Consider the following 22,264-nt stretch of genomic DNA (forward strand, 5'->3'; position numbering starts at 1 on the left):
GATGCGTTGACCTCGATACCTGAAGTATACGAAAAATCAACATGTGTTGCAACTATCAGCAACCCTATTATCAGGCCGTTTACCGCCTGACGAGGTGGGCTTTCAGTCTGATCGGCTTCAGATCTGGTACAACAACACGGCAGAAGCGTGGGCTGATCCTCAGCCTCACGCCCATCAGGAGAGCGATGAATGCTTTATCGTTCTACGAGGAAGCATTGTTGTCGAGGTAGAGGGAGAACGGTTCACCATAGGTCCTCGCGAGTTCTGCTGCTTTCCGAGAGGGGTGTATCACCAGGTTGTCTTAGTCCACCCTCCGGCAGAGACGCTGATGCTTCGCGCACCATCAGTGAACGACAAAGTCTACCAATAGATCCTTCATGTTATGCATTTTTGGGTAGGTGGGATGAATTTTCGCTGTCTTCTCTGGCGGCGTAGGGCCGTTTTTAGAGGAAAACTGGAGTATATGGATGTGTTTATGAAAAACATCTATCTCTTCCAGAAAAGGTTTCATAACCTTGCACTAGATAACTTATCAAAGTAGGTGAATTCTGGTCTTTGGGACTTTGAATGAGAGATTACGCAAAATCGTGACGTACGTATATACAATACGCTGCGGTAAGGTAGTATCCATTTCTAAGGATATGAAAAGGTGAAGGCAAGAAAGGCGAGCTAATCCTGCCTTTGCTCGACTTACATGGCAGTTGTATTTGCGAACTTGGAATAGAGAGGGGCCTAATTTATCTTCGGATAAAGCCAAGAAAAGGCTATATAAGCCGATTCAAACGGCGATATTTGCTCTTTGCTATTTCAACAGACGTGGCCAATTGTATACTTTTCTAAGGAGAATGTACTCAATGCAGTCTGGTAAGAAACCTGTGACACTATTTTTGCCATTGCTCCTGACCCTGCTTGCTGTGCTTGTTGCAGCATGCGGTGGCAACTCAGCAGGGAATAGTGCCTCTTCCACCAAGTTGTCTGCTGATCAGCAGATCTATGTCACTCCGTTGAGTGGTCTATCTGATGTCGCGACGCTCGACCCTGGCCTCTCGACCGACAGCCCCTCGATCAGCTCTATTGATCTGATGTTCACGGGCCTGGTCCAGCTCGATAACAACCTGAAGGTGTATCCCGAACTGGCTCAGTCCTATACAGTCTCAAGCGATGGCCTGACCTGGACCTTCAAACTGCGCCCCGGCATTAAGTTCAGTGATGGCAATCCTATCACTGCCGATGACGTGGTCTTCAGCATCGACCGCGCGCTCAAGCCAGAGCTGAAGTCGACGGTTGCCCCCTCTTACTTGTCACTTATCAAGGACTCCGATAAGCGTTTCGCGGGCAAAGTCCCCACGCTGATCGGTGACAGCCTTTTTGCTCCCGATCCTACAACTGTCAAAATCGTGACCAGCAGCAACGCCCAGTACTTCTTGCAGTCGCTGACCTACCCGACCTCCTGGGTCTTGGAGAAGAGCTTTGTGCAGAAGTATGGCGACACTGATTTCCTGAAGCACCTGAATGAGGGTGGCTGCTCTGGCCCCTTCAAGCTGGATCAGTACACCTCCGGGAAGTCTATCAGCTTTGTGCCCAACACCAACTACTGGGGTGGCAAACCACAGCTGAAGAAAGTCGTCTACGCTTTCTACAAAGATCCCCAGACGGCCTATAAAGCCTACAAGACCAACCAGTTGGATAATGCTGGCGTGCCGACCGCTAACCTGGATGAGGCGCGCGCTCTGCCCAACAAGCAGTACCGCCAGGTGCCTCAGCTGACCATCGACTACTTCTCCATGAACTGGCTGGCCAAGCCTTTCAACAACGTCAAGATCCGCCAGGCCTTTGCGCTCTCCATCGACAAGGCCGCGATCGAGAAGAACATCAATAAGGGCGCGCGTTTGGCGACCAACCATATCGTGCCTCAGGGTATGCCTGGCTACAATCCCGACCTGAAGGGTCCCGCTGGCGTGACCAGCACCAAGGGTGACAAAGACCTGGCCAAGAAGCTCTTCCAGGAAGGTATGCAGGAGGAAGGCTACACGACCGCCAACTTCCCCGCCATCACGATGATAACGGCCAGTGGTGGTTCACAGACTGCCAAGAACCTCTTCGAGTTCGCGCAGCAGCAGTGGAAAGATACCCTGGGTGTTAACGTCACTATCAACGATGAAGACTTCAATAAGCGCCTTGCTGATGTTGCTGGTACCGTCGGCAACGGCAAATTGCAGATGTGGGCCGCTGCCTGGGGTGCTGACTATCCCGATCCTGAGGACTGGACCACCCTGCTCTTTGGTAAGGGATCACCCAATAATGATACCAACTTCGGTCTGGGTAAGGCCAAGGATGTTGCCCTTCAGCAGCAGACGCAGGATCTCATGTTGCAGGCTGATGTCAATCAGAACACCACTGAGCGTATTGCCCAGTACAACAAGGTTGAGCAGCAGCTTGTCGAGGATGCGGCCTGGATTCCTTTCGATCAGCGTGCCTCGAGCTATGTCCTCAAGCCCTGTGTCCAGGGTATCGTGGACAATGCACAAGGTATCATTCCTCCACAGCAATGGGCGAACATCTACAAGTCCGGCGATTCCCCCTGTGCCAACACGAGCACGTATAAATAAGCTCGTGTGACGTAGAGGGTGCGTGATAACCATTCACGTACACTCTCTAGAAGAGGAGAGGATGCAAATTGCATCCTCTCCTCTTTTCTTTGTTGTCGGCTTTTTCTCGCGGCATATGGCCGTTTTTGGGGAGAAACTGGAGTATATTCGGCGGGATCGCTTATGCTTATTGATAGATAACGATACACTCTGGAGAAATAGTAAGCGCGGCGTCATCTCCGGCGCGAGGGAAATGGCGAGGAGATAGGCGCCAGGGTATTGTCAACTTGATTGCATGGAAGGATACAGGTTTCTGAAAAAGGGGCTAAAAAGAGAAAGACATGGGAAGAGTTGGGAATTCCTCTGCGTTAAGCGGCTTGGTTGCTCGTAGTGATCTCGTTCCAGATCTGGAATCGCTCTTGCAAAAGAGCACGATACTCCGAAGCTTTGAGATGATGTCGTCGTAGGCGAAAGTGATCGGAGACCGGTCCAAAGACCGAGAGGAAGCGTTGCGCGTGACCAGGGGACTTGAACCGGCGCATGCTTCGCTCTCGTTGTCGCGTGGGCTGGTGCGAATTCTCTGCTCGATTGTTCAGGCCTTTGTGCTGGCGGTGCTCGACACCTGGACAAATTTCTTTCTTGGCGGCAGCATAGCTCGCCAGTTTATCGGTGATAATCACACGAGGTACGTATTTCATCCCTTTGAGCAGCTTCCGAAAAAACTTCTTAGCGGCGTGTTTGTTGCGCCGACTCTGGACCAGGATATCAAGCACCTTGCCATGTTGATCCACCGCGCGCCACAGATACTGTCTTTTCCCATTGATGGTCAAAAACACCTCATCCAGATGCCACGTATCTCCCAGCCTCGTGCGGCGACGCTTCAGCTCATTGACATACGTTTGGCCAAAGTTGAGGCACCACTGACGGAGGTTTCGTGGGTGAGCACGACTCCACGCTCTGCCATAAGCTCTTCGACATCACGGAAACTGAGTGAAAACCGGAAATACAGCCAGACGCAATGATTGATGATCGCTGGCGGGAAGCGATATCCTTTGTAGGGAGAGGCAGAGATATTCTTTTTCATGAGACCATTGTATCATGCTGTTCAGTTTTTTTGTGCGTGGTTTCATCAACTTGACAATACCCGAAAAAGAGCTCCACGACGCAGTACGTAAGGTACAGCAAGAAAAGAAGAAAAAGTAAGGTCAGCATAGTAATATCAGCCTTCTGATATGCATATGTCGTCCTCAATAAAGAACATCCAGTCATATTTACGGACAAGCCAATAAAGCATGACTGGATGTTTTTTTCGCTCCACTGCTCTCTGTATGCGAACAGATGCATTACCCATTGGGAAGGGAGAGAGGTGCGAATGTGTCACCTTACTCGTACGTACGTCAGTGCAAGGTCCTTCTCCCAGGCTGCTCCCTCTCGTGACATTTCACCCTGAGTTTCCATCTTGTTGCCGTTGTCTTCTATGGTCATGGTGACTCGCTGAGAAAAACTGGGCTCATCACGCCACCACTTGAGCTGATTTCCTGTCATGGTCATGTCGTATTTTCTGGAGATGCCACGTTCATCAAAGGAAAGCTGAAAATAGGTTTTCGCCACATCATCGCTGCCAAAAATCGCAACCCCGTCAGGAAAACTAGGGTGGTCAATCTCTGTGTGCATGATCAAGAACGCGCCGCCAGCAAGCCAATCAAAAGTTGTACGGCCATGCAAGATTATCCCGGGAAGGTAAGGATGAGACCCGGTGGTTTGCCATTGCCCCACTAACACCTTCAAGGGTTCAAGCGCGGGGTTGGGTCGTAATGCTTTGCTTCCGATTTGTTCTTCCATATTTTTCTATGATAGCTCTGATGACCCAAAAAATCAAGACAGTTTTTGGACACATCACAGGATTTTTGAAGTATCCGAATTGTACCATAGTCTGAGATTAGCCGAGTGTCGTCCCTTTTTCATAAATTCTGCCGTTTGCGTTGAGGAGCACAAACGCCATGTGGTAAATAAGGCGAAGAGCGGTTCTTCCCACGGGATGCGCAACGAGATCACAGCAAGCGAGTAAAAAGAGAAAAAGATCGAGTGTGAAAATGGACAAAGGATTACTGCCCTCGTACTCTGCTCAGAGGGAGATTGTTCGCTTTTGAGACACGTTACTCTCTCCTCATCCCTCTTTCGTTACTTCACTGCCAGAAAAGCGGGAACACCTGCGACAGTGACTCGCATCACCGCTGGGCCCCACCAAGCGTTACGCCCAAGTCGATCATACCAACTCCAGCGATGATGCGAGCGGACGGCACGCGGTGAGCGCTGTGGAGGGGAAATGTTCTTTGGAATGTCAGGCAGTGGAACAATCTCGACATGTTGTCTGCGCCAGTGGGTCATCCATGTTCTGCGAAGCATCCGCCCCGCGACATCCACCCATTGCGTTGCTGCTAGGATTCCAGACGTGGTTCTACGCATGAAGGTGCAGGCAAAAGACGACGAACAGCACTGACGCGACGAGCACGATTCCCTTTGGCTTTTCGAGCCAGACATTGCTCACGCAGAGGGCAGCACAAGCAATCTTCTTGGAGGGCTACATAGACAGCTCGTTGAGAGAAGGCGTTCTCCTGGCGCACTTCGCTCAACCAGAGAGATTTTCCTGCAGGACATTGCAGCATCCCGTTCTCTTGTAAGGTGAAGGCATCTGCTCCGAAACCACCACGCGCCCATCCCCCACCTTTCGCCTGCTGCCAAGGGGCATATTCTTCAGAGAGACGTTCCGACACCACTATGTGTGCTGGAGGTTCCTTCGAGGAGGTCCACTCAATTTCGCGCATTTGTTGTCCCTGCATGCCATGTCCGAGCACGAGCCGAAGGTTCCATATCCATTGGCACGCGATTTGCCAGAGGGCTACGCCCACACTCTGAGTAGCAACACCAGCGATCCGGGTCGTTTTCGACATCTTCATCTGCGAGCACCGCTTCAAACGCCCCACGTCCATGATACAGGTCCAGCACGTCCTCCACCAGAAATCTTTCGACATCAAGGGTCGTCATGAAGAGTTCATAGACCCACTCATTGATGCGCTTTCCCACCGAAATCGACTTTTCAGGTGCAGGCGCTTGATGTCGGGCAACAATCACGCGAACTTGAGGGAAGTCTTCCCCTGGTTGAAGCCAGCCTCCATCAAAGAGCTCAACGACCTCACCCGTGTTTATGCTCGTCATGTTTGCCGTTGGTGCATGAACCAGGACACCTTGAATCTGGGGATGCTCCAAGATCTGATATCCTCTCCCTCGTGTCACGAGGTGCACACCAGCCAGGATGATTTGCGCGATCACCGCCGCGTCGCCATATTGCCCATCGAGACGGACTAAGGCCACCTCTGATGTGAGCGCAAAAGTTTTCACGTAGGAGGTGATCGCCTGAAGTGCTGAAGCAAGTTCGTCACGATAGTCACCATTCCCTTTCCCTGAATATGTCCCGATCCATTGACGAGTATGCATTTGAAGAGCGGTGGTACGTGTACGTACCACCTCACCTCGCTTGCGCCCTTTGTAACCAGGCGCACAGACCGCATCAAGACGGCGTCGCGTAGCGGGAAGTTCAGGACCACAAGGTAACGCTCGTTGCCGTGCGGCCTGACGCGTGGCATCTACATCAAAAACAATGCAGCGGTGACCCTGGCGATCCCACAATCCGCCGATACTCTCCAAGGTCCAGCCATCAGTGAAAGCATGGTGCTGGAAGAGTGCACGGAAGGTCTCCAAGCAAGGACGATCTACATCGGCTAAGAAGCGACTCAAGCTAGAACGATGAGGAAGACATCTGCGCCCAAACAATGCCATGAACTCCGTCTCGAAAGGCTCTATGCGCTCAAAGAAGTCTGCTAACGTCCGCTCGCCGCTGATTGCATAACCTATCAGCAAGGCAAGAAAATCGATGGGTTCATAGCTGCCAAAACGTCCGCGCACCAAACGCACCTCATGAGCAAACACATCAAGCAGACCATTCGCTGCGAGGTGCTGAACAATGATGACCACTTCAGCGAACCAGATTGGTACCGAGGGGCGATCTACAGGAGATGTGTGGACTTGAATGCAAGCGTTGGGTATCATAGGTAGAGAGACCTCCTTCTGAGAGAAGATTTTGTTCCTTCTCATTAGAGATCTCTTTTTCTTTCTGCTGCTAGCTTGCTGTGATCTCGTTGCGCATCCCGTGGGAGGTCACTTATCTTTGGGCAATTTGCTAGGTATAAATGAGTGAGACTGCGTAACTTACTAAGGGAGGTAATATCTTGAGCGAACCCCCGTTGCCAGACAGATGAGGAAGTCAACTCCTGATGGAGAGGGTGAGTGGGTCACTCTCTCCTTTCGATGCGCGGACCCGCTTTTATCGGTCAGCCTCCTGCTCGACATAACGGGCCAGTTTCTCCAGACTCGACTGAGTGCCAGCTTCGTTGTCCTCGGGCCGAACGCCCGACGGAATCCCCTTGAAGAAGAGAGAGACGGTTGTTCCGCCGTTTTCAGTCTCAAATGTGGCCTCCATGATCATCTCCCCTTTGAACGCCGGATTGACCGTATCAAAGGTGATCGCTTCAACGATTTTTCTCGGAGGCGTCAGTTCCACAAATCGCGCCGTATAGCGATCTTCCCGATCTTCAGTCTTGCCTGGGGAGGTCGTTTCGGTTGAAGGGTAGTACAGCGACATCTGATACCCTCCGCCCACTCGGTAGTCGAAACGATGGACCTGACCAGCCATGTCTCCCGGTGCTTGCCAGACAGCCAGGGCTGCGGGGTCAGTAAAGGCTCGATAGAGCACTTCAGGCATTGCTTTGATCCACTTGGAGTTTCGCGTACTGGCCCGCGAGAACGCATCGGTCATGGGTATCTCCTTTCACCATTCACCATCATAAAATTGCGCAATGCGGGGACCCCTGGCTTTAGACATGGGGAGGAGCATTGCGCACTCCTTTCTGTGTGTACTCATAGCCATCTGCTCGATGGATACAATGCATATATTTGGGATGGATATCGACCTTCCCAAGGCGAAACGACGGACGATGGCGAATGGCTATTCTTCCTTCAAATGTTCCTTTGGAGGTAATGGCTTTTACCATATCACCTGTGCGATATCCAAGAAACGTTTTTCTTCGTTGTTTATGTTTTTCTGGGAATCCGTACTTATCAGGAACGCACATTTGTCTTCTTCCATGACCATTGGCAGTAATAAGCAAAGGAACCACCCCTTTGTGGGAAATGGCAGAAGGGGTGCTCTTGCCCACGCAGGTGGCATCGAGCCAATGCGTCTTGGCTAGCCCTCTTGTGGTTCGGTTGTACTTGGTCAACCCACCACTGCCGCACTCGACAGGCAAGCCAAATGCTTTGAGCCGTTCAAGCAAGGCAAAGCGTGTAGCATTCACTGCACTGGCATCCTTGAGAGGCTTTTTGACCTGAGCCAGAATGCGCTTGAGCACATCAGGCTTCTTCGCAAGAAACACCGCAATATCCTGCGTCCCTTTGGCAATATTGCATGGCTCGCAAGCCAGGGTAAGATTGCTTATCCTATGGGTGCCACCGTTGGCGCGAGGATGAATGTGCTCAATTTGCAAGGGCACATCTTGCTTGCCACAATAGGCGCATGTTCGCTTCCATTTTTCGAGTACGTATTCCCTGACCTCGTAGCCTTGCAGCGTGCCTTGCTGGTATTCCACTCCTGTAATATCGGGATTCTCCATCAGTTGCAGATCAAACTTGACCAATTCCTGGCTCAGAGCAGTAATGGGAGCAGAGCGACACAAGCGAGCTACCCACGTCAGAATATTGGCAAGACGACTTTCCAGCGATGGTGGCAACCACCCTTTCTTACGCCTTCTATTCTGAAATCGCGGTTTGCGATACCTTGTTTTGCGGTTGCGTCGTCTGCGACGAACACCACGGCGACTATCCAGGCTATCTTTTATAGCGTGCCCACGATGCTCAAGTTCAGCCGCAAAAACAACTTTCCCGTTGGTATCGTTCACCAGGGCAATACCCGTGGTTTTGCTGCCAGGATCAAGCTTGAGGCGCAAGGGTTGCACCTCTGGCTGATCTACCACCCGTTTGAGCACAATGGTAAATGGGTATCTCCTGTACACGGCTGCGTTGCCCTGTGTGAGCAAGAGCCTTGCACGTGCTGGATGCACCGGATTTAAGGGCTTATAGTCACTATCAATCACGAATACATTGCTCAAGTTGAGCCTCCTGTCTTGCAGGGTAATGTTTGCCTCGTCAATGTTAGCAAACGGTTTTACGTACAACACACGTCCTTAACCCTCTAGGGATGTTTAATGCTGTACCGTAGCGGTTGGAGCTGGCAAAGCACCCCAACGTACCTATTTCGTTCCTAACGTAGCCCGATAGCCTTGATGATTCTATCCATCAAGTCTGCTCTGGCTGAGACTGGTCAGGTCCAGGCTTACTTACGCAAGCCCCTGCCTTTAGGCATGGGGTTCCTGACTTCGTTGGTCATCGTCTTCCATCAGCAGATGGACGGGGGATCGTGAACGATCTTTATGAGAACATAGCATATGGAAAGCAAGGAAACTTCTCCTATCTTGCTCAAATCCTCGGTCCGCTGCGAAAGGCCGAGCCGGGTGTTCAGTGGGCCGAGCAGCACAATAGCCTCGACGACCAGTAAACGCTCTCCTTCTCAAGCTTGCTCAGTTCAATGGAATAATCGAGCGGTACTTGCCACCAGGCGACTGCTGCGGTGGTTCCTCTGCACGCTCAAGCGTGATGTGGCTGACCTTGTACTCGGTGAGAAGACGCGTCACTGCGGTCTGCACCTGCTGCCACGCGCGGTCAGAGTCTGCGCCTGCCGCGAACTGCAGACGCAGACGCAGGCTGGTGGGTATGGTCTGCACGATCTGGAACAGCTCGATTCCTGGCAGACCATCAATCAGAGAGCCGAACACCAGGGGCGCGATGCTCACCTGCTCGCCGCCTTCCATGGGGAAGGTGAGCACATCAGCGATACGGCCCTGGACGCGGATCGCGGGCAACAGATTGCCACATGGGCAGGGATCAGGCCGCTGGAGGATGCTGTCGCCCAGGTCATAGCGCAGAATCGGCTGCACCCGGTTGGCGAGATTCGAGACCAGCACAGTGTGCGACTGTGTCCCCGGCGGGACAGGCCGATAGTCAGCATCCACCGGCTCGAACACGACCCAGTCGCTGTTGACATGATACCACCCCTGCTCGCAGCACGAGCAGCACATGAAGGAACACTCCGTCGCGGCGTAGGCGGTGCTGACCTTCGCATGAAACGCTTTGGCGATCCGGTCGAATTCGCTTGCAGGGAGCGTCTCGGCGCCAGCTTGCACCAGAGCCGGGTTGATGTGCAGGCGGCCAGCTTCCTGCTCCCTGGTCAGCAACACGATCAGGCTTGCGTAGCCGAAGAGGATGGCTGGGCGAAACTGGTTGAGCTGGGCGACCAGTTCTGGCAGGGGGGTGCGCACCGAGAAGAGCCGAGCCATCTTGCTGTACAGCAAGCTGTCCTTGGACACCCGGGCGCTCCCGGCAGCGCCGAGGAAGTGGCCGGAAGTAGCGATCACCAGAGCCAGGCGTCCGCCATGTGCGAGAAGCCTGATGAGATCGCTGGCTCCTAGTTGGGAGGTCTCCCGTGGAGCGAGGGCATTTGTCACCACCCCGCTCCGCTTGTCCTGCAGGAAGATCCCACGCCTCCCGCTGGTGCCCGAGGTGGTAGCCACCAGGTACTTGCCCAGGAACCGCTCCCCAATCAGGTCAGGATTGTCAACGAACTCGCTCACCTGCTCGATGCTCACCTCGCGGTCAGTTACCCAGTCGTCGAAGTAGGGCATCAGGATCTTCTTGCTGGTGACAGGCAACAGCGCAGGATCTTCGATCCGTTCCGGCAGATTCTGGTAGAGTTTGTGATAGTAGGGGGAGTTGGCACGTGCGTAGGCCACTATCTCAGCCAGGCGCGTACGCTGCCGCCGCATGATCGCGTCCAAACCTTGTTTCTTGGCGCGACTGGCATCAAGGAACAATGGCCAGGAGGAAACACGATCACGATCTGGAGTACGAGCGTGTGACATCTCTTTCTCCTTTCGCTTCGTTGAGCGAAAACTATAGAACGAATAGTCATCATGACGAGAAGTTGTCGGCCTTATCAAGAACAGTGGAAGGTGTTCTGGTGAGAGAGGCGATTAGTTCCCTTTTTCCGCCCCCTCATGTGCGTCTCCTGCCTGTCTGCGGGAAAGCCTCATTTCGAGAAGCCATTCCTTCGCTGCAGTAAAGCTCTGGCGAAAGACCTGCTTGCCCGCCTCACTATTGCTTCCATCTTCTGGCAAAAGCCAGCGATCCAACATGGCGGCAAGCGCCTCCATAACCATAGAAAAGGGAGGAAACTGATCAGGTGATTTAAAATCTCCTATCGTCAACTGCCCATACGACACCGTTTCGAGGAGGTGTGCCGTGACCTCCGGGTCAAGATCCTGGCGTACGACGCCGACCGCCTGGAGCGCCCGGATGAAATCGACGGTGATCGAACCAGACCCCATCCAGGCAAACAGAGTGTCCGGCTTGCGCAGATAGGTGCCAAGCACGCGCCGATCTCGTCGCATGATGGAGGCCATCAGGGGACGGCTGTCGACAGCCCGAAAGAGCGCCCGGTAGAACCCTCCAATGGTGCCGCCGCGTGGGTCGGACTCGAGAGCTTCCAGGCAGGCCTGAGCATAGTGCATCCATTCCCAATACAGGAGGGCTTCAAAGAGTTCCTCCTTTCCCTTGAAGTAGAGGTAGACTGTCCCGCGACTGACCCCTGCTTCATCGGCGATATCGCTCATCGTGGTCTTGTCATATCCCTGGCGGATGATGACGGCTGCTGCCGCACGGAGAATGTGAGCCTCTCGTTCGTCATGGTCGGACATGGGCTTTTTCCTGTTATCTTGAATTGAACACACTGAACAACTTTTATCATTTTGTTTAGTATAGCAACAAGAGCGATCCCGCGTCAAGGGGGGATGATGGGAGAGGTTCCACCAACAATCGGGTGCTAGACAGCCGCCTACCAGGCAGCATTGATGCGTTGGGCGCATAAAGTGACCACCGCGGTGGCATTTGCGCGAATCCTTCGCATGCCCCAGCATTTCATGCGTGCATTGATGATGAGAGCCACCGCCCGCTCCACCAGGCCATTGCCCACCGGATAGCCTTGCTGCCGCCACTGCTCATAGTCGCCGATTCAGGCGTGTAGGGTGTACAGAGAGCGGATTGCCTCAGTCAGAGCAGGAGGAATGTCCCCAGGGGCATCGAACTCGATCTTGAGTGGTACTGTCACGTACTTGAGAGGTTCCACCAGTATGCTTGATTTTTGGTCTACAGGAGCAACCTCTCTTCTTTTTGGCAACCCTCATCACCCGATTATTGGTGGAACCTCTCCCATCATCCCATTGACAGGCATCGCTCTTGTTACTATACTAAACAAAATGATAAAAATTGTTCAGTGTGTTCAATTCAAGATAACAGGAAAAAGCCCATGTCCGACCATGACGCAGGAGGAACTATAACAATGCATACCACAACGACGAGCCAATACGTTCTCGAACGCGAGGGCTGTCCTCTGCACTACTGGCTGGCAGGGCCGCAGGATCGCCCGCTGGTCGTGTTCACGCATGGGGCGCTCGCCGATCACCATATGTTCGATCCGCAGGTGCAGGTGGTCGCCGAGCATTATCGTGTGCTCACCTGGGATGTGCGCGGACACGGCCTCTCCCGGCCTATGGGAGCGGGCTTCTCTTTGCGCAGGACGGTCGAGGATCTCATGGCAATCCTGGATCAACTTGGATATGCGCAAGCCATCTTCGTCGGACAATCGATGGGGGGCAGTATCGCTCAGGAAGTGGTTTTTCACTACCCGCAGCGTGTGACCGCGCTGGTGGCTATTGACAGCACCTGCAATACGCTCAGGCTCACGGCGCTTGAACGCCTGGCACTACCCCTCACCCCGCTTATTCTGAGCCTCTATCCTTACGAGCTGTGTAAGCGCCAGACTGCGCGCGCCAGCGTCCTTAGAGCGGAAGCGCGCGCCTACCTTTACACCACGTTCAGTCAGTTCTCCAAAGCCGAGTTCATCACCATCGTGACAGAGATGACCGCCTGTCTGCATTACGAGCCCGATTACAGGATTACGCAGCCGGAACTGCTGCTGCTTGGGGACCACGACAGGAACGGCAATATCAGGCAGGCCATGCCGCTGTGGGCGGCGCACGATCCACATTGCCGCCTCGTTGTCGTACCCGATGCGGGCCACATCTCCAACCTCGACAATCCCGCCTTTGTCAATCAGCACCTGCTCTCGTTTTTGCAGAATGTTACCGATCACGTCCATTGACACTCCCCCGCTTAAAAGACCTGATTCTTACCCACATTTTACAAACGGAGGTGAAATGCAAGGTGAACGCCCTCAAGCAGCGTTTGCAAAGAGAACCAGCCTTTCCAGATGGTTCGCCATCCAGCAGGACCATCATGGCGACGTGCCAGATAGCCACCGAGCCGTGTCACTTCCGTCCAGAAGGTACCGACAGTCATGGTGGCGGGCGACTGCCCAGAGCGCTCAGCCAATATGGCAAGCGCCAGAGGCTCAATGACTTCGTGAGCAAGGCGTTCTGGCTGGGAACGAGCATAGGCGCGTACCTGCAACAAGCGCACGGCAAGAGGGGACAACAGCCCCAACAAGCGCATCAGACCGTCAACCGTTTGTAATTGCCGTTCCTCGATGCGACACCCGCTTTTGAGGCATTGATGATAGTCCTCAACCAGCCAGCGTTGCCGATACCAGTCCACACGCTCCCATGCTTGTTCGAGCGTCGTGGTGGGAACCGAGGTCAACAAGACCCATTCCAGCGGTTCTTCACCTTCCGGGGCCAGCTCTTCCCAGACGCGGATGATCCAGACGGTCAAGGGGTCTTTGCTCGCTCGTTGCGCATCCCGTGGGTTCTTACACATTCTTGGTGATAAGCTCTTAAATATGGAGCGAATGGCTCGAATATCGTGCTCAGAGAAACAGAGGTTTCGTTTAGATAAGCTCATCATTCACCGAGAATGTGTAAGAACCAACATGGCTCTTCCGCGCAAATGGTGCTGCTCGCTTGCCACTCTCAAGTAGCACATCGATGAAAAGTGATACGCTTCTCATGAAAAGTGCTTTCTGTCGCTTATTCATGATGAGTGAGATGATGATGGAAATATCTTCGTTGTTGTCGCTGCCTGATGGGCTAGAAGTGGCCCAACTCGCTATGGTGGAGGATGTGTTGCGTATTGATGTGGTTGCAACGGCAGAGGGGGGAGCATGCCCGCTCTGTGCCGAGGTTGCCACGCACATTCGCAGTTACTACACGCGTGTGGTCGCTGATGTTCCTTGCGCAGGTCATCGCGTCCAACTCACGCTTCATGTTCGCAAGTTTCGCTGCGATACGGCTTCCTGTCCACGCAAAGTCTTTGCCGAGCGCCTTGGCCCATTTATCGAAGCTTGGGCGCGCAAGACGACACGACTGCGAAAAGCCATCGAGGCCATTGGTCTGGCCACCTGCGGAGAAGGGGGAGCTCGTCTGGCCGATTGCCTGGGAATGACGACTTCCCCAGCTACCGTGCTTCGTTGCGTCATGGCATTGCCCCTTCCTCCTGTTGAGGCGGTGACCCATCTTGGCATTGATGACTTTGCGCTGCGTCGTGGGCGGACCTACGGCACGGTCCTGGTCGATTTAACCAGCCACAAGGCCATAGACCTGCTCCCAGACCGCAAAGCAGAAACAGCCAAAGTCTGGATGCAAGCACATTCAGAAATTGAGGTAGTCAGCCGCGATCGAGGGGGAGATTACGCCGCAGCCGCCAGTCAGGGGGCTCCTCAAGCGGTTCAGACAGCAGATCGCTCCCACCTCTGCAAAAACCTGACAGAAGCGGTCGAAAAGGCGCTGGCGCGGTGTCGGGCTGAGATACGCAAAAGCCAGAAGGCAGAGCAAAAATCAGCCAAAGAGACCGAACCCGAGGCACCTCTGCCGCGACTTCTGACTTCTGACGGCAAGCCCTACTCGGCCCATCAAACGGAGCGGTATGATCGCTATCAACAAGTGGTAGCTCTACGGGAGCAAGGGGCCAAAGTCAAAGAGATCGCAAAACGAGTGGGTCTCGGCGTGCGAACAGTCCAGCGCTGGCTCAACGATGGGGCCTATGTCGAAACGAACTACCATCACCGGCATCGGAGTAGTTTTGATAGATATGAAGCCTATGTGAGGAAGCGATGGGATGAGGGCGTTCATAACATCCAACAGCTTTGGCGCGAGATCAAGGCTCAGGGCTATCCTCATTCTGACCGAGCGCTCCAAGGCCATTTGGAAGTCGTGCGTGGGAAAAAGCCAGCTGAGCTGGAAGAGGCTGGTGTCCTGGATCATTTTTCTGCGAAGAAGGTCGTTTGGCTCTTTGTTCGACCCTTTGACGATCTCTCGAAAGAAGAGCAAGAAGAACTCCTGGCGATACGCCAGGCTAGCGCCACAGCAGAGACCATCTATCAACTCGTGCAGGAGTTTTTTCGCCTCGTGCGTTCCCGTCAAGGAACCCAACTCGACTCCTGGCTGAGCAAGGTTGAAGCCAGTGCCATCCCAGAACTCCAAAGTTTTGCCAATGGCCTTGAACGAGACAAAGCGGCTGTCCTGGCCGGATTGACACTCATTCAGAGCAACGATCACGTTGCATAATGCACCTCGTCTCTCGGATCAGTATCATTTTGAGTCAGTCAAGAATGGTTGGCGAGCCTTAGGAAGAAAGAGGCACGATCCCCGATCATTGTATCGTGCTCCAGCAATACGCCCCTGGCGATACCAGCGCCAGATCGTTTGAGCCGTGACTCCGTAGGAGTGCGCCAGTTTTTCCGCGGTGATCATACCCTGTGTTTGCAAGCGTGCATACCGATCGGCAAGACCATGATGCCGACGAAGCTGATAGACATGCGTCCTCTGAAAGAGGAGGCCATCGAACGTGCGATAGCCTTGCTGATTGAGCTGCTCTGCGACTTCTGCATCCGTGTACTCCTCCAGCAGGCGATCCATGGCGACCAGCGTCTCAGGAGACGTCAAGCGGGATTGCGCAAAGGGAGGAGGAAGGGGGACCGTGATGGTCTGGGTCGCTCCTCCTTTGAAGCGGATGTGCGCGACAATTTGCTCGGCTTTGCGGACGGTAACGTCTTCGATCAGCAGACGCACCGCACGTTTGCGTTGGCGCGCCGTGGTCTTGGGGTCATTCCAGAACTGATGAAACCGTTCGGGTATCTCCTCGATGTCCGCACGTTCTTCCTCGCTCACTTGCTGCTGATCACTCTGGTTGTAACGCTCTTCAATAGCCCGCGCTTCCTCCAGCGCGCGCAGTTTTGCGTTCCATTCCGCCTCTAAGACACTTGCAACCAGGCGGTTATCAGGATCAACTTTGAGATAGCGGCGTTGAGCCAGCTCCGCTTCATATTGCGCACGCTCCACTTGTAGATGTCGCAGGCGACGTGCTTCATCCGAGCGTTGGATGATCTCCTCTTGCACAGCTAAGGTCAAAGCCAGCGCCTCAGGAGTCACGCGCTCCAAGAGCACTGCCCCAATCGCTCTGTCCAGATCTCGCCCAGGAATGCGTTGGCAGGGGGCACGGCCCTGAGCAATGCTTTGGCTCTGGCAGAGATAGTCTGGTACGATGCGCTGACCTTCTCGCTGATGATAGCGTACCGTCATCCGCTCCCCGCAGCACCCACAGAGGAGAAGGCCCTGTAAGAGCGCTGGCCCCTCTCGTGGCGGGGAGAAGCGTTGGGGCGAATAGGCTTGACTGTTCAACGCAAGTTGTGACGCGTTCTCTCTCAAAGTCTTCCCAACTAATGTACCCGACATGAGCGTCGCGCACAAGGACTGACCAGTTGGCACGGGGAACATCCTGAATATGGAGCTTGCCATCGGCAGTCTTGGTGGTGCGAGTGCGCCCGTAGACATAGGCTCCTGCATAGGCTGGGTGATGTAAGAGCCGCAACACATCGTGGTGCTCAATCTCTGCCCAGACGAGTTCTCCGCGATGGGCTCCACGACGCAGGCGGCGCGGGAAAAGCACATGCTGCTGGCGAAAGTGGTGCACCGTCGTAAAAGCGGAGCCAGTGTGCGCAAAACTGCGAAAGACCTCGCGAATGCTCGCTTGCACTTGTAGGTCAGGATCAAGCACCACAGCGTCCGTTTCGGTGTAGACCAACCCGATGGGTAAGGTCAGTTTGAGAGCTCCTCGCCTCGCTTTGTTGAGAATACCGCCTTGCAGGCGGGCGCGCAGCACAAAAAGTTCTGCTTCACTCATCGTGCCGCTTCTCGTCCAAGCAAGAGGCGGTCATTGAAGGTCGAGGGGTCGTAGAGACCCTCTTCATCCAAGATCAAGGTATGAGTGAGCGCACAGATTTCCAAGAGATGATGCCAATCGCTGGAGTTACGCGCGAGCCGAGAAACCTCCAGCCCTAAGACCAGCCCGACCTGTCCGAGGCCGACTTCAGCCACCAGGCGCTGGAAACCCAGGCGGTCAGCTGTCGAGGCTCCCGAATAGCCCAGATCTTGGTCGATCACCACGATGCGCTCCTCGCTCCAACCCAGTGCCAGCGCGCGCGTTCACGGAGCGCATACTGGCGAGCAGTACTTTCGGTATTCTCAAGGACTTGTTGGAGCGTACTTTGCCGCACATACAGACATGCCAGGCGACGAAGGTGGTGAGCGGTGACCTGCTGCCTCATCTTACTGATCCTCCTTCTGGTAAGCCGGGAGAACGTTAAGCATCTGGTTGAGAGGTCCTATGTCTTCAAAACGAAGCACCGATTTCCCAGATGCAACAACCAGAAAGGGGTCAGGAGGGGCGAGACTGGTCCAGGCCAGGGGCAGCGAGCGGATCTGATGGGTGTGCGGATCAGCAAAGAAGACGCGCTCTTCTCCCCAGGCTCGGCTCTGCGAGAGCAAGGGAAAGCTGTGCCCGCTGAGGGGATGGAAGGGATGGGTAATGGTAAAGCAATGCTCACCATTCGTGTTATTAGGTGTAGTTGACAGTTCGTTTAAACGGGCAGGTAGAAGGCCAGGTGACGAGAATCAAACTGATCAAACGGATGATGTTCGGGAGGGCAGGATTCGCATTGCTGCGTCAATGGGTGCTCCATGCCTTGTAGGTCTGATGAAACTGCAATGCGAACTGCCAACCGTTTTCAGGAGGACGCTCTGATCCTATTTGTGCTTCCGACTCCTCATCTCGCGATCAAAGGACCCTTGGGCATACTGCATGGCATCGAGATACTAGTATGTATCTCCTTCTCTCTAGCTCGTTTTTCCATCTCCTCGGGAGCAACGTTCTCGACATGGGTCTGAATCCACCAGATGTTGCCTAATGGGTCACGCACACGCCCACCTCGGTCGCCCCAGAACATGCTCGTGATCTCGGTGACCGAGGTCGCTCCGGCAGCGAGTGCTCGCTGGTAGAGGGCATCGCCATCAGGAACAAAGAGGCGCAGGAAGCACGGAGTATCCGGCCACTCCTCTTTCTCATCAAACGCCATGACAATAGCGTCGCCAATTCTGGCCTCGGCGTGTCCAATCGAGCCATCCTCGTTATATACCCGGCCGAGTTCCTCTGCCCCAAATGCTTGTTTCATAAAATCGAGAAGCCTGGCCGTATCTCTTGTCACAATCCACGGTGTCACAGTGGAATAGCCTTCAGGAATCGGTTGCACTCTGTTCGGTTCTGTTGTCATATGTAGGCTCCTTCTTGGAATGTATTGATAGATACAGTTTACCTTCAAAGGAGGACAGAATCGACCCTTGTTTCAAGGCGAGTTCATGTTTCTCTTTTTCTCCTCTCAAGCAGGTGAAGAGATTCATCAAACCAGCGGAAAATCCAATTATTCTGGCAAAGAGCTACAAGCGAGCAGCACCAGGATCGGGGAAGAGCCCGAGTTTGGCGCAAGCGGAAGGCGAGTTTGACGCAGATTGTAGAACCTGTCTCAAGCCCCTAGAGGAGAGCTTTTACAAGCCCTGACTCTGTTTTTAGCATGAACATCTGTGATAGATCGCTTCAATGTGTCTCATAGGGGCCATTTTGGTATTCTGTGGGAGTACATGTGACAATTCCGTGGGTGTCTACCCCTTTTCTTGAGGCAAGAGCAACCCACACCATTGTACAAATGCTCCTCACGGAATGCCACAATGGACAGACTCGTGAGCTGGAGGCATTAATCTTCCTGCCGATCCGCCCCGCGTCCGCGGCTGAAGGCGCGGGCCACAGCGCGTTTGGCTGGGGGAAGATGATTGACGGCGCGCAGCATCGTGCGCTGGGTAGCCATGATGGCTGTTCCGATCACCGGCTTATTGATGGGCGCGTTGGGGTCCATCTGGGCGAGCGATTGCTTGACAGCCTCTGCACCGTATTTCTGCATCTTCTCCTCATAGCCGTGGATGGCGGTCAGCAGATCCAGCTGGCCATCGTGCGCGGCCACGAGCTGCTTGCAGAGTAGGCGGGCGTCGCGCAGAGCGGTGTTGGCGCCGGCTCCCCGACCCGGGGTCATAGTGTGGATGGCGTCGCCCAGCAGGGTGACATTCGTGGTCGGCCAAGGCACGATAGGCTGCGAGGTGCGAATGTTCACCGGCAGCGCCGTCGATGGATCAGAGCGCGCGATCAGGGTGCGCAGGCTGGGATGCCAGGAGCTGGTCATTTCCCGGATCACCGCCACCAGTTCTTCCCCGCGCAGGTTCATGGGATCGCGCGGGAATTGCTGGCGAGGCGCCCACAGGCCCCAGCCGATATAGTCGCTCTCATTGTCATATAACATGCCTGGCCACTGAGCCAGCACCTCAGCCTCATTCACGCCAATCCCTGGCTTGAGCTGGCCATCGTGCCGCCAGGGAAACTCCACCATATGCAGGATGAAACCAACGCCTCTGGGCGCAAAGACCATGCTCATGCCCTTCAACACCTTCTCCGAAATCAGCGCCACATTCTCCGGCGTCATCGGCACCTTGGCCCCCGCGGAGAGCAGACCCGTCTCCACCAGCGTGGCATGGGGCAGATATTGCCGGCGCACCCGCGAATTCGCCCCATCCGCCGCCACCAGGACCGTGCCTGTAGCGCTGGAGCCATCTGCAAAAAAGGCCGTCACCGTGCCATCGTCTTGCTGCTCATAATGCGTAAACGTCTTATCAAAGTGAACAATATCTTCCAGCCCACTCAAAAGCACCTGGCGCATCGTCATGCGACTGACTGTATGCTCGCGTCTCGCCGGATCAGGATCGCCCGTCAGCAGCGTACTCTCCAGGCTCATCAACTCCTTCATCTGCTCGGTGAGCAAATTCAGGTAGAGCGGAGGCCGCGCACAGGTGGCGAGGAAGGTCTCGAACAGCTCGGACGGCAGATTGGCCCGCAGGCCCCGAATGCCATCGGGACCAATGCCAACGCGGAAGCCCTGCAGGGGATTGATGCGTGTGCGATCGCGTTCATACACCGTCACACTGATCCCAGCCTGCTTCAGACCCTGCGCCAAACACAGCCCGCCGGTGCCGGCCCCGATAATGAGAATATGCAGTGGTTGGGTAGACATCGAATTGCTCCTTCTGATACACTAATTTCAGCGGTCAAGCATCACATTGACTAAAAATGACAGTAATTTGATATTACAGTGATTAAAATATATTACGAAGGAGGGCGCAAAAATGTTGCAGCGGGATCAGAAAGGAGAGTTAAAACAGTTTTGACATAAGCACTCAATTGTGTTAAAATGTGTTTATGAAGAACACATATGATATTCAAGCGTTCGGGAAACTTATTGGCAAGTCCACCAAAACGCTCCAAAAGTGGGATCGTGAAGGCAAATTAGTTGCCCACCGTTCTCCACAATCGAACAGGCGCTATTATACTCACGATCAGTATCTTGAGTATCGTGGATTGAAAGCGCCAGAGCAGGGCCTCACCATTGCCTACTCACGTGTCTCTGGAGTCGCTCAAAAGCCTGATTTGGTCAACCAAACAAAAGCGTTAGAAGCCTATTGCCACCAGCATGCGCTCAAGGTCGATGAATGGATGTCGGATATTGGTAGTGGGCTCAACTACAAACGCAAACAGTTTCATCGTCTGATGGAGATGGTAGAGCTTGGTCAAGTGCGTCGCATTGTTCTTGCCCATCGGGATCGGTTAGTTCGCTTTGGCTATGAATACTTTGAAGCGTTTTGCGAGCGGCACCGTACCGAACTCATCGTCATCAATGGCGAGAACCTTTCTCCTGAGCAAGAACTGGTACGAGACTTGATTGCCATTGTGACCGTGTTTTCGGCCCGGCTCCACGGTTTGCGTTCCTACAAAAAGGTTATCAAAGATGCTGCTTTGCAAAAAGATTAGGATTGACCTCAGCGAACAGGACGCTGCCACTCTTGAGTTCATGCAAGGCAAGTGCCGAGCGCTCTATAACTGGTGGGTTATGCGGCTCAGAGAGGGCGAAAAGTGGGATCTCTACGAGGCAAAGAAGAGCTTGCAAACGAGCAAGGTCCATGATCCTGAGCTCGTTGAGGTGTATGGCAAACTGCTACAAGAGGTTTACTATCGTCTGGATGGCGCAATGAAAGCGTTCTATCGTCGGGTCAAAGCAGGAGAAAAACCGGGATTCCCACGGGTACGCCCACGTCATTGCTTTTTCACGCTCTGCTATCCGGCAATGTACCTCAAAATTGAAGGTGATACGCTCATTTTGCCCACTGGAGGCAAGGGCAAAAACAAACACTATCCCAACATCGTTGCACGCCTGAGAGAAGTGCCACCAGAAGAATTCAAAGAGGTAGCTATCAGCCGTGATGCCAGAGGAAACTACTTTGCCTCATTTGTCAGAGAGCGCAAAGAAAAACACCGTGAGACGGATGGAACGGTCGCTTTTGATCTGGGCATCAAGACACTAGCAACGGGAGCCAACGAGCAAGGCAGAATCTACACCATTGGCGGCTTTAAAGGATCGCGCTGGTACAACAAACAGTTGGATAGGATTCGTTCCAAGCGTGACAAATGCAAGAAAAAGTCACGTCGCTACCTCCATCTCAGCAAGGTCTACAAGCGCGTTTCGCAGAAGAAACGCAATAAGCAACGGGATAGTCTTCATAAAGCGTCACACCTGATAAGCCACAACGTGGTTGAGAGAACTATTGTGGTTGGTGATCTCTCCCAGAGGCAAATGGTCATGAAAGAGCATCGGGAGCGTAACAAACACCTCAATCGTGCAGTCTATAACGAGTGGGGGGTGTATGCCTTTCTCCAAATGCTCAGCTATAAATGCCAGTTGTATGGGAAAGAGCTTCACTTTTTAGATGAGCGCAACACGTCCAAGCAGTGTAGTGGCTGTGGGAATCTGCAAGCCATGCCATTGTGGAAGAGAACCTATTGTTGCGTGGAATGTGGACTCGTCATGGACCGCGATGAAAACAGCGCGCACAACCTCTTGATGAGGTTCCTTGCTCGGCAAGAGCCACACGCTCAGGCTGGTTCTGAGTGCGGTGTGCTGCATGCGACCCAAAGCGGCGTAGAAGTCAAGGGGGCTTCCTGTGAGGGGCACGTGCAGCAATTGGATCTATTTGAGTGGGCCTCGCGCACATTTGAGTAGATTTAGAAAGGCA

General features: G+C 53.8%; 22 protein-coding genes and 3 pseudogenes. 7 read left to right on the forward strand and 18 right to left on the reverse strand.

What is annotated here, in order from left to right:
• The first annotated feature begins 43 nt into the window (after nucleotides 1–43).
• Both KRAC_RS36950 and KRAC_RS36955 read left to right on the forward strand, forming a co-directional pair.
• Nucleotides 44–370 (forward strand): cupin domain-containing protein, encoded by a 327-nt coding sequence (locus KRAC_RS36950; RefSeq protein WP_157507517.1) that lies wholly within the window; start codon nucleotides 44–46, stop codon nucleotides 368–370.
• A 484-nt stretch (nucleotides 371–854) separates the two neighbouring features.
• On the forward strand, nucleotides 855–2,609 hold the full coding sequence (locus KRAC_RS36955; RefSeq protein WP_007916275.1) for a peptide ABC transporter substrate-binding protein: 1,755 nt from the start codon (nucleotides 855–857) through the stop codon (nucleotides 2,607–2,609).
• Nucleotides 2,610–2,956: 347 nt separating this feature from the next.
• Here KRAC_RS36955 and KRAC_RS36965 read toward each other — a convergent pair.
• The 7 genes and pseudogenes from KRAC_RS36965 to iscB all read right to left on the reverse strand — a co-directional run bounded on the left by KRAC_RS36965 (nucleotide 2,957) and on the right by iscB (nucleotide 8,809).
• Nucleotides 2,957–3,672 (reverse strand): annotated as a pseudogene (locus KRAC_RS36965) (IS6 family transposase).
• Between the two features lie 293 nt (nucleotides 3,673–3,965).
• On the reverse strand, nucleotides 3,966–4,430 hold the full coding sequence (locus tag KRAC_RS36975) for a hypothetical protein (protein WP_007916279.1): 465 nt from the start codon (nucleotides 4,428–4,430) through the stop codon (nucleotides 3,966–3,968).
• A 339-nt stretch (nucleotides 4,431–4,769) separates the two neighbouring features.
• The gene (locus KRAC_RS72105) at nucleotides 4,770–4,994 is read right to left on the reverse strand and encodes a hypothetical protein (RefSeq protein WP_157507519.1); all 225 of its coding nucleotides are present in this window, start codon (nucleotides 4,992–4,994) and stop codon (nucleotides 4,770–4,772) included.
• 32 nt (nucleotides 4,995–5,026) lie between these two features.
• Complete coding sequence (locus tag KRAC_RS36980) at nucleotides 5,027–5,413, reverse strand: transposase (RefSeq protein WP_040445634.1); 387 nt, start codon at nucleotides 5,411–5,413, stop codon at nucleotides 5,027–5,029.
• The gene (locus tag KRAC_RS36985) at nucleotides 5,400–6,695 is read right to left on the reverse strand and encodes a hypothetical protein (RefSeq protein WP_007916282.1); all 1,296 of its coding nucleotides are present in this window, start codon (nucleotides 6,693–6,695) and stop codon (nucleotides 5,400–5,402) included. The genes KRAC_RS36980 and KRAC_RS36985 overlap by 14 nt, the downstream gene beginning before the upstream one ends.
• Before the next feature lie 274 nt (nucleotides 6,696–6,969).
• Nucleotides 6,970–7,461, reverse strand: coding sequence for an SRPBCC domain-containing protein (locus tag KRAC_RS36990; RefSeq protein ID WP_007916283.1), 492 nt, complete (start codon nucleotides 7,459–7,461; stop codon nucleotides 6,970–6,972).
• Nucleotides 7,462–7,519: 58 nt separating this feature from the next.
• Nucleotides 7,520–8,809 carry an RNA-guided endonuclease IscB gene (gene iscB / locus KRAC_RS36995; protein WP_007916284.1) on the reverse strand — a complete coding sequence of 430 codons (1,290 nt, stop codon included), beginning with the start codon at nucleotides 8,807–8,809 and terminating at the stop codon, nucleotides 7,520–7,522.
• A gap of 308 nt (nucleotides 8,810–9,117) precedes the next feature.
• On the opposite strand from iscB, the gene KRAC_RS72110 reads away from it, so the two are divergent.
• A complete protein-coding gene (locus KRAC_RS72110; protein ID WP_157507523.1) occupies nucleotides 9,118–9,255 on the forward strand; it encodes a hypothetical protein in 138 nt (45 codons plus the stop codon).
• 22 nt (nucleotides 9,256–9,277) lie between these two features.
• Here KRAC_RS72110 and KRAC_RS37000 read toward each other — a convergent pair whose 3' ends face one another.
• Nucleotides 9,278–10,675 (reverse strand): phenylacetate--CoA ligase family protein, encoded by a 1,398-nt coding sequence (locus KRAC_RS37000; protein WP_007916285.1) that lies wholly within the window; start codon nucleotides 10,673–10,675, stop codon nucleotides 9,278–9,280.
• A gap of 111 nt (nucleotides 10,676–10,786) precedes the next feature.
• The gene (locus KRAC_RS63210) at nucleotides 10,787–11,509 is read right to left on the reverse strand and encodes a TetR/AcrR family transcriptional regulator (protein ID WP_007916286.1); all 723 of its coding nucleotides are present in this window, start codon (nucleotides 11,507–11,509) and stop codon (nucleotides 10,787–10,789) included.
• Between the two features lie 641 nt (nucleotides 11,510–12,150).
• Between KRAC_RS63210 and KRAC_RS37010 the strand changes: the two genes are divergently transcribed.
• Nucleotides 12,151–12,972, forward strand: a complete 822-nt coding sequence (locus KRAC_RS37010) for an alpha/beta fold hydrolase (protein ID WP_007916288.1) — start codon at nucleotides 12,151–12,153, stop codon at nucleotides 12,970–12,972.
• Between the two features lie 38 nt (nucleotides 12,973–13,010).
• Here the strand turns inward: KRAC_RS37010 and KRAC_RS37015 are convergent, their stop codons facing one another.
• Nucleotides 13,011–13,586, reverse strand: a complete 576-nt coding sequence (locus KRAC_RS37015) for an IS4 family transposase (protein ID WP_052568858.1) — start codon at nucleotides 13,584–13,586, stop codon at nucleotides 13,011–13,013.
• Nucleotides 13,587–13,813: 227 nt separating this feature from the next.
• Here KRAC_RS37015 and KRAC_RS37020 point away from each other — a divergent pair, with 227 nt between their 5' ends.
• Nucleotides 13,814–15,331: an ISL3 family transposase gene (locus KRAC_RS37020; RefSeq protein ID WP_169460984.1), complete on the forward strand. Its 1,518-nt coding sequence runs from the start codon at nucleotides 13,814–13,816 to the stop codon at nucleotides 15,329–15,331.
• Nucleotides 15,332–15,355: 24 nt separating this feature from the next.
• Here the strand turns inward: KRAC_RS37020 and KRAC_RS70360 are convergent, their stop codons facing one another.
• The 8 genes and pseudogenes from KRAC_RS70360 to KRAC_RS37040 form a co-directional block, all read right to left on the reverse strand.
• On the reverse strand, nucleotides 15,356–16,204 hold the full coding sequence (locus tag KRAC_RS70360) for a hypothetical protein (RefSeq protein WP_169460960.1): 849 nt from the start codon (nucleotides 16,202–16,204) through the stop codon (nucleotides 15,356–15,358).
• A 63-nt stretch (nucleotides 16,205–16,267) separates the two neighbouring features.
• A pseudogene (locus KRAC_RS79945) lies at nucleotides 16,268–16,639 on the reverse strand (recombinase zinc beta ribbon domain-containing protein); the annotation flags it as partial.
• Nucleotides 16,524–16,946, reverse strand: a pseudogene (locus KRAC_RS79950) (recombinase family protein); the annotation flags it as partial. The pseudogenes KRAC_RS79950 and KRAC_RS79945, both read right to left, overlap by 116 nt.
• Nucleotides 16,943–17,206 (reverse strand): recombinase family protein, encoded by a 264-nt coding sequence (locus KRAC_RS74810; protein ID WP_052568865.1) that lies wholly within the window; start codon nucleotides 17,204–17,206, stop codon nucleotides 16,943–16,945. The pseudogene KRAC_RS79950 and the gene KRAC_RS74810, both read right to left, overlap by 4 nt.
• Nucleotides 17,203–17,370 (reverse strand): hypothetical protein, encoded by a 168-nt coding sequence (locus tag KRAC_RS74815; RefSeq protein WP_211221381.1) that lies wholly within the window; start codon nucleotides 17,368–17,370, stop codon nucleotides 17,203–17,205. Before KRAC_RS74815 ends, KRAC_RS74810 begins: the two co-directional genes overlap by 4 nt.
• 1 nt (nucleotide 17,371) lies before the next feature.
• Nucleotides 17,372–17,677 carry a DUF5372 family protein gene (locus KRAC_RS37030; RefSeq protein WP_075164447.1) on the reverse strand — a complete coding sequence of 102 codons (306 nt, stop codon included), beginning with the start codon at nucleotides 17,675–17,677 and terminating at the stop codon, nucleotides 17,372–17,374.
• 191 nt (nucleotides 17,678–17,868) lie between these two features.
• Entirely contained in the window at nucleotides 17,869–18,372 is a 504-nt protein-coding gene (locus KRAC_RS37035; RefSeq protein WP_007916290.1) for a VOC family protein, read from the reverse strand.
• Nucleotides 18,373–18,849: 477 nt separating this feature from the next.
• Nucleotides 18,850–20,211: an FAD-dependent oxidoreductase gene (locus tag KRAC_RS37040; RefSeq protein WP_007916297.1), complete on the reverse strand. Its 1,362-nt coding sequence runs from the start codon at nucleotides 20,209–20,211 to the stop codon at nucleotides 18,850–18,852.
• Nucleotides 20,212–20,396: 185 nt separating this feature from the next.
• On the opposite strand from KRAC_RS37040, the gene KRAC_RS37045 reads away from it, so the two are divergent.
• Nucleotides 20,397–21,005, forward strand: coding sequence for an IS607 family transposase (locus tag KRAC_RS37045; RefSeq protein ID WP_007916299.1), 609 nt, complete (start codon nucleotides 20,397–20,399; stop codon nucleotides 21,003–21,005).
• Nucleotides 20,983–22,251: an RNA-guided endonuclease InsQ/TnpB family protein gene (locus KRAC_RS37050; protein ID WP_007916300.1), complete on the forward strand. Its 1,269-nt coding sequence runs from the start codon at nucleotides 20,983–20,985 to the stop codon at nucleotides 22,249–22,251. Before KRAC_RS37045 ends, KRAC_RS37050 begins: the two co-directional genes overlap by 23 nt.
• Nucleotides 22,252–22,264 lie beyond the last annotated feature (13 nt).

The sequence above is a fragment of the Ktedonobacter racemifer DSM 44963 genome (assembly GCF_000178855.1).
GTDB lineage: Bacteria > Chloroflexota > Ktedonobacteria > Ktedonobacterales > Ktedonobacteraceae > Ktedonobacter > Ktedonobacter racemifer.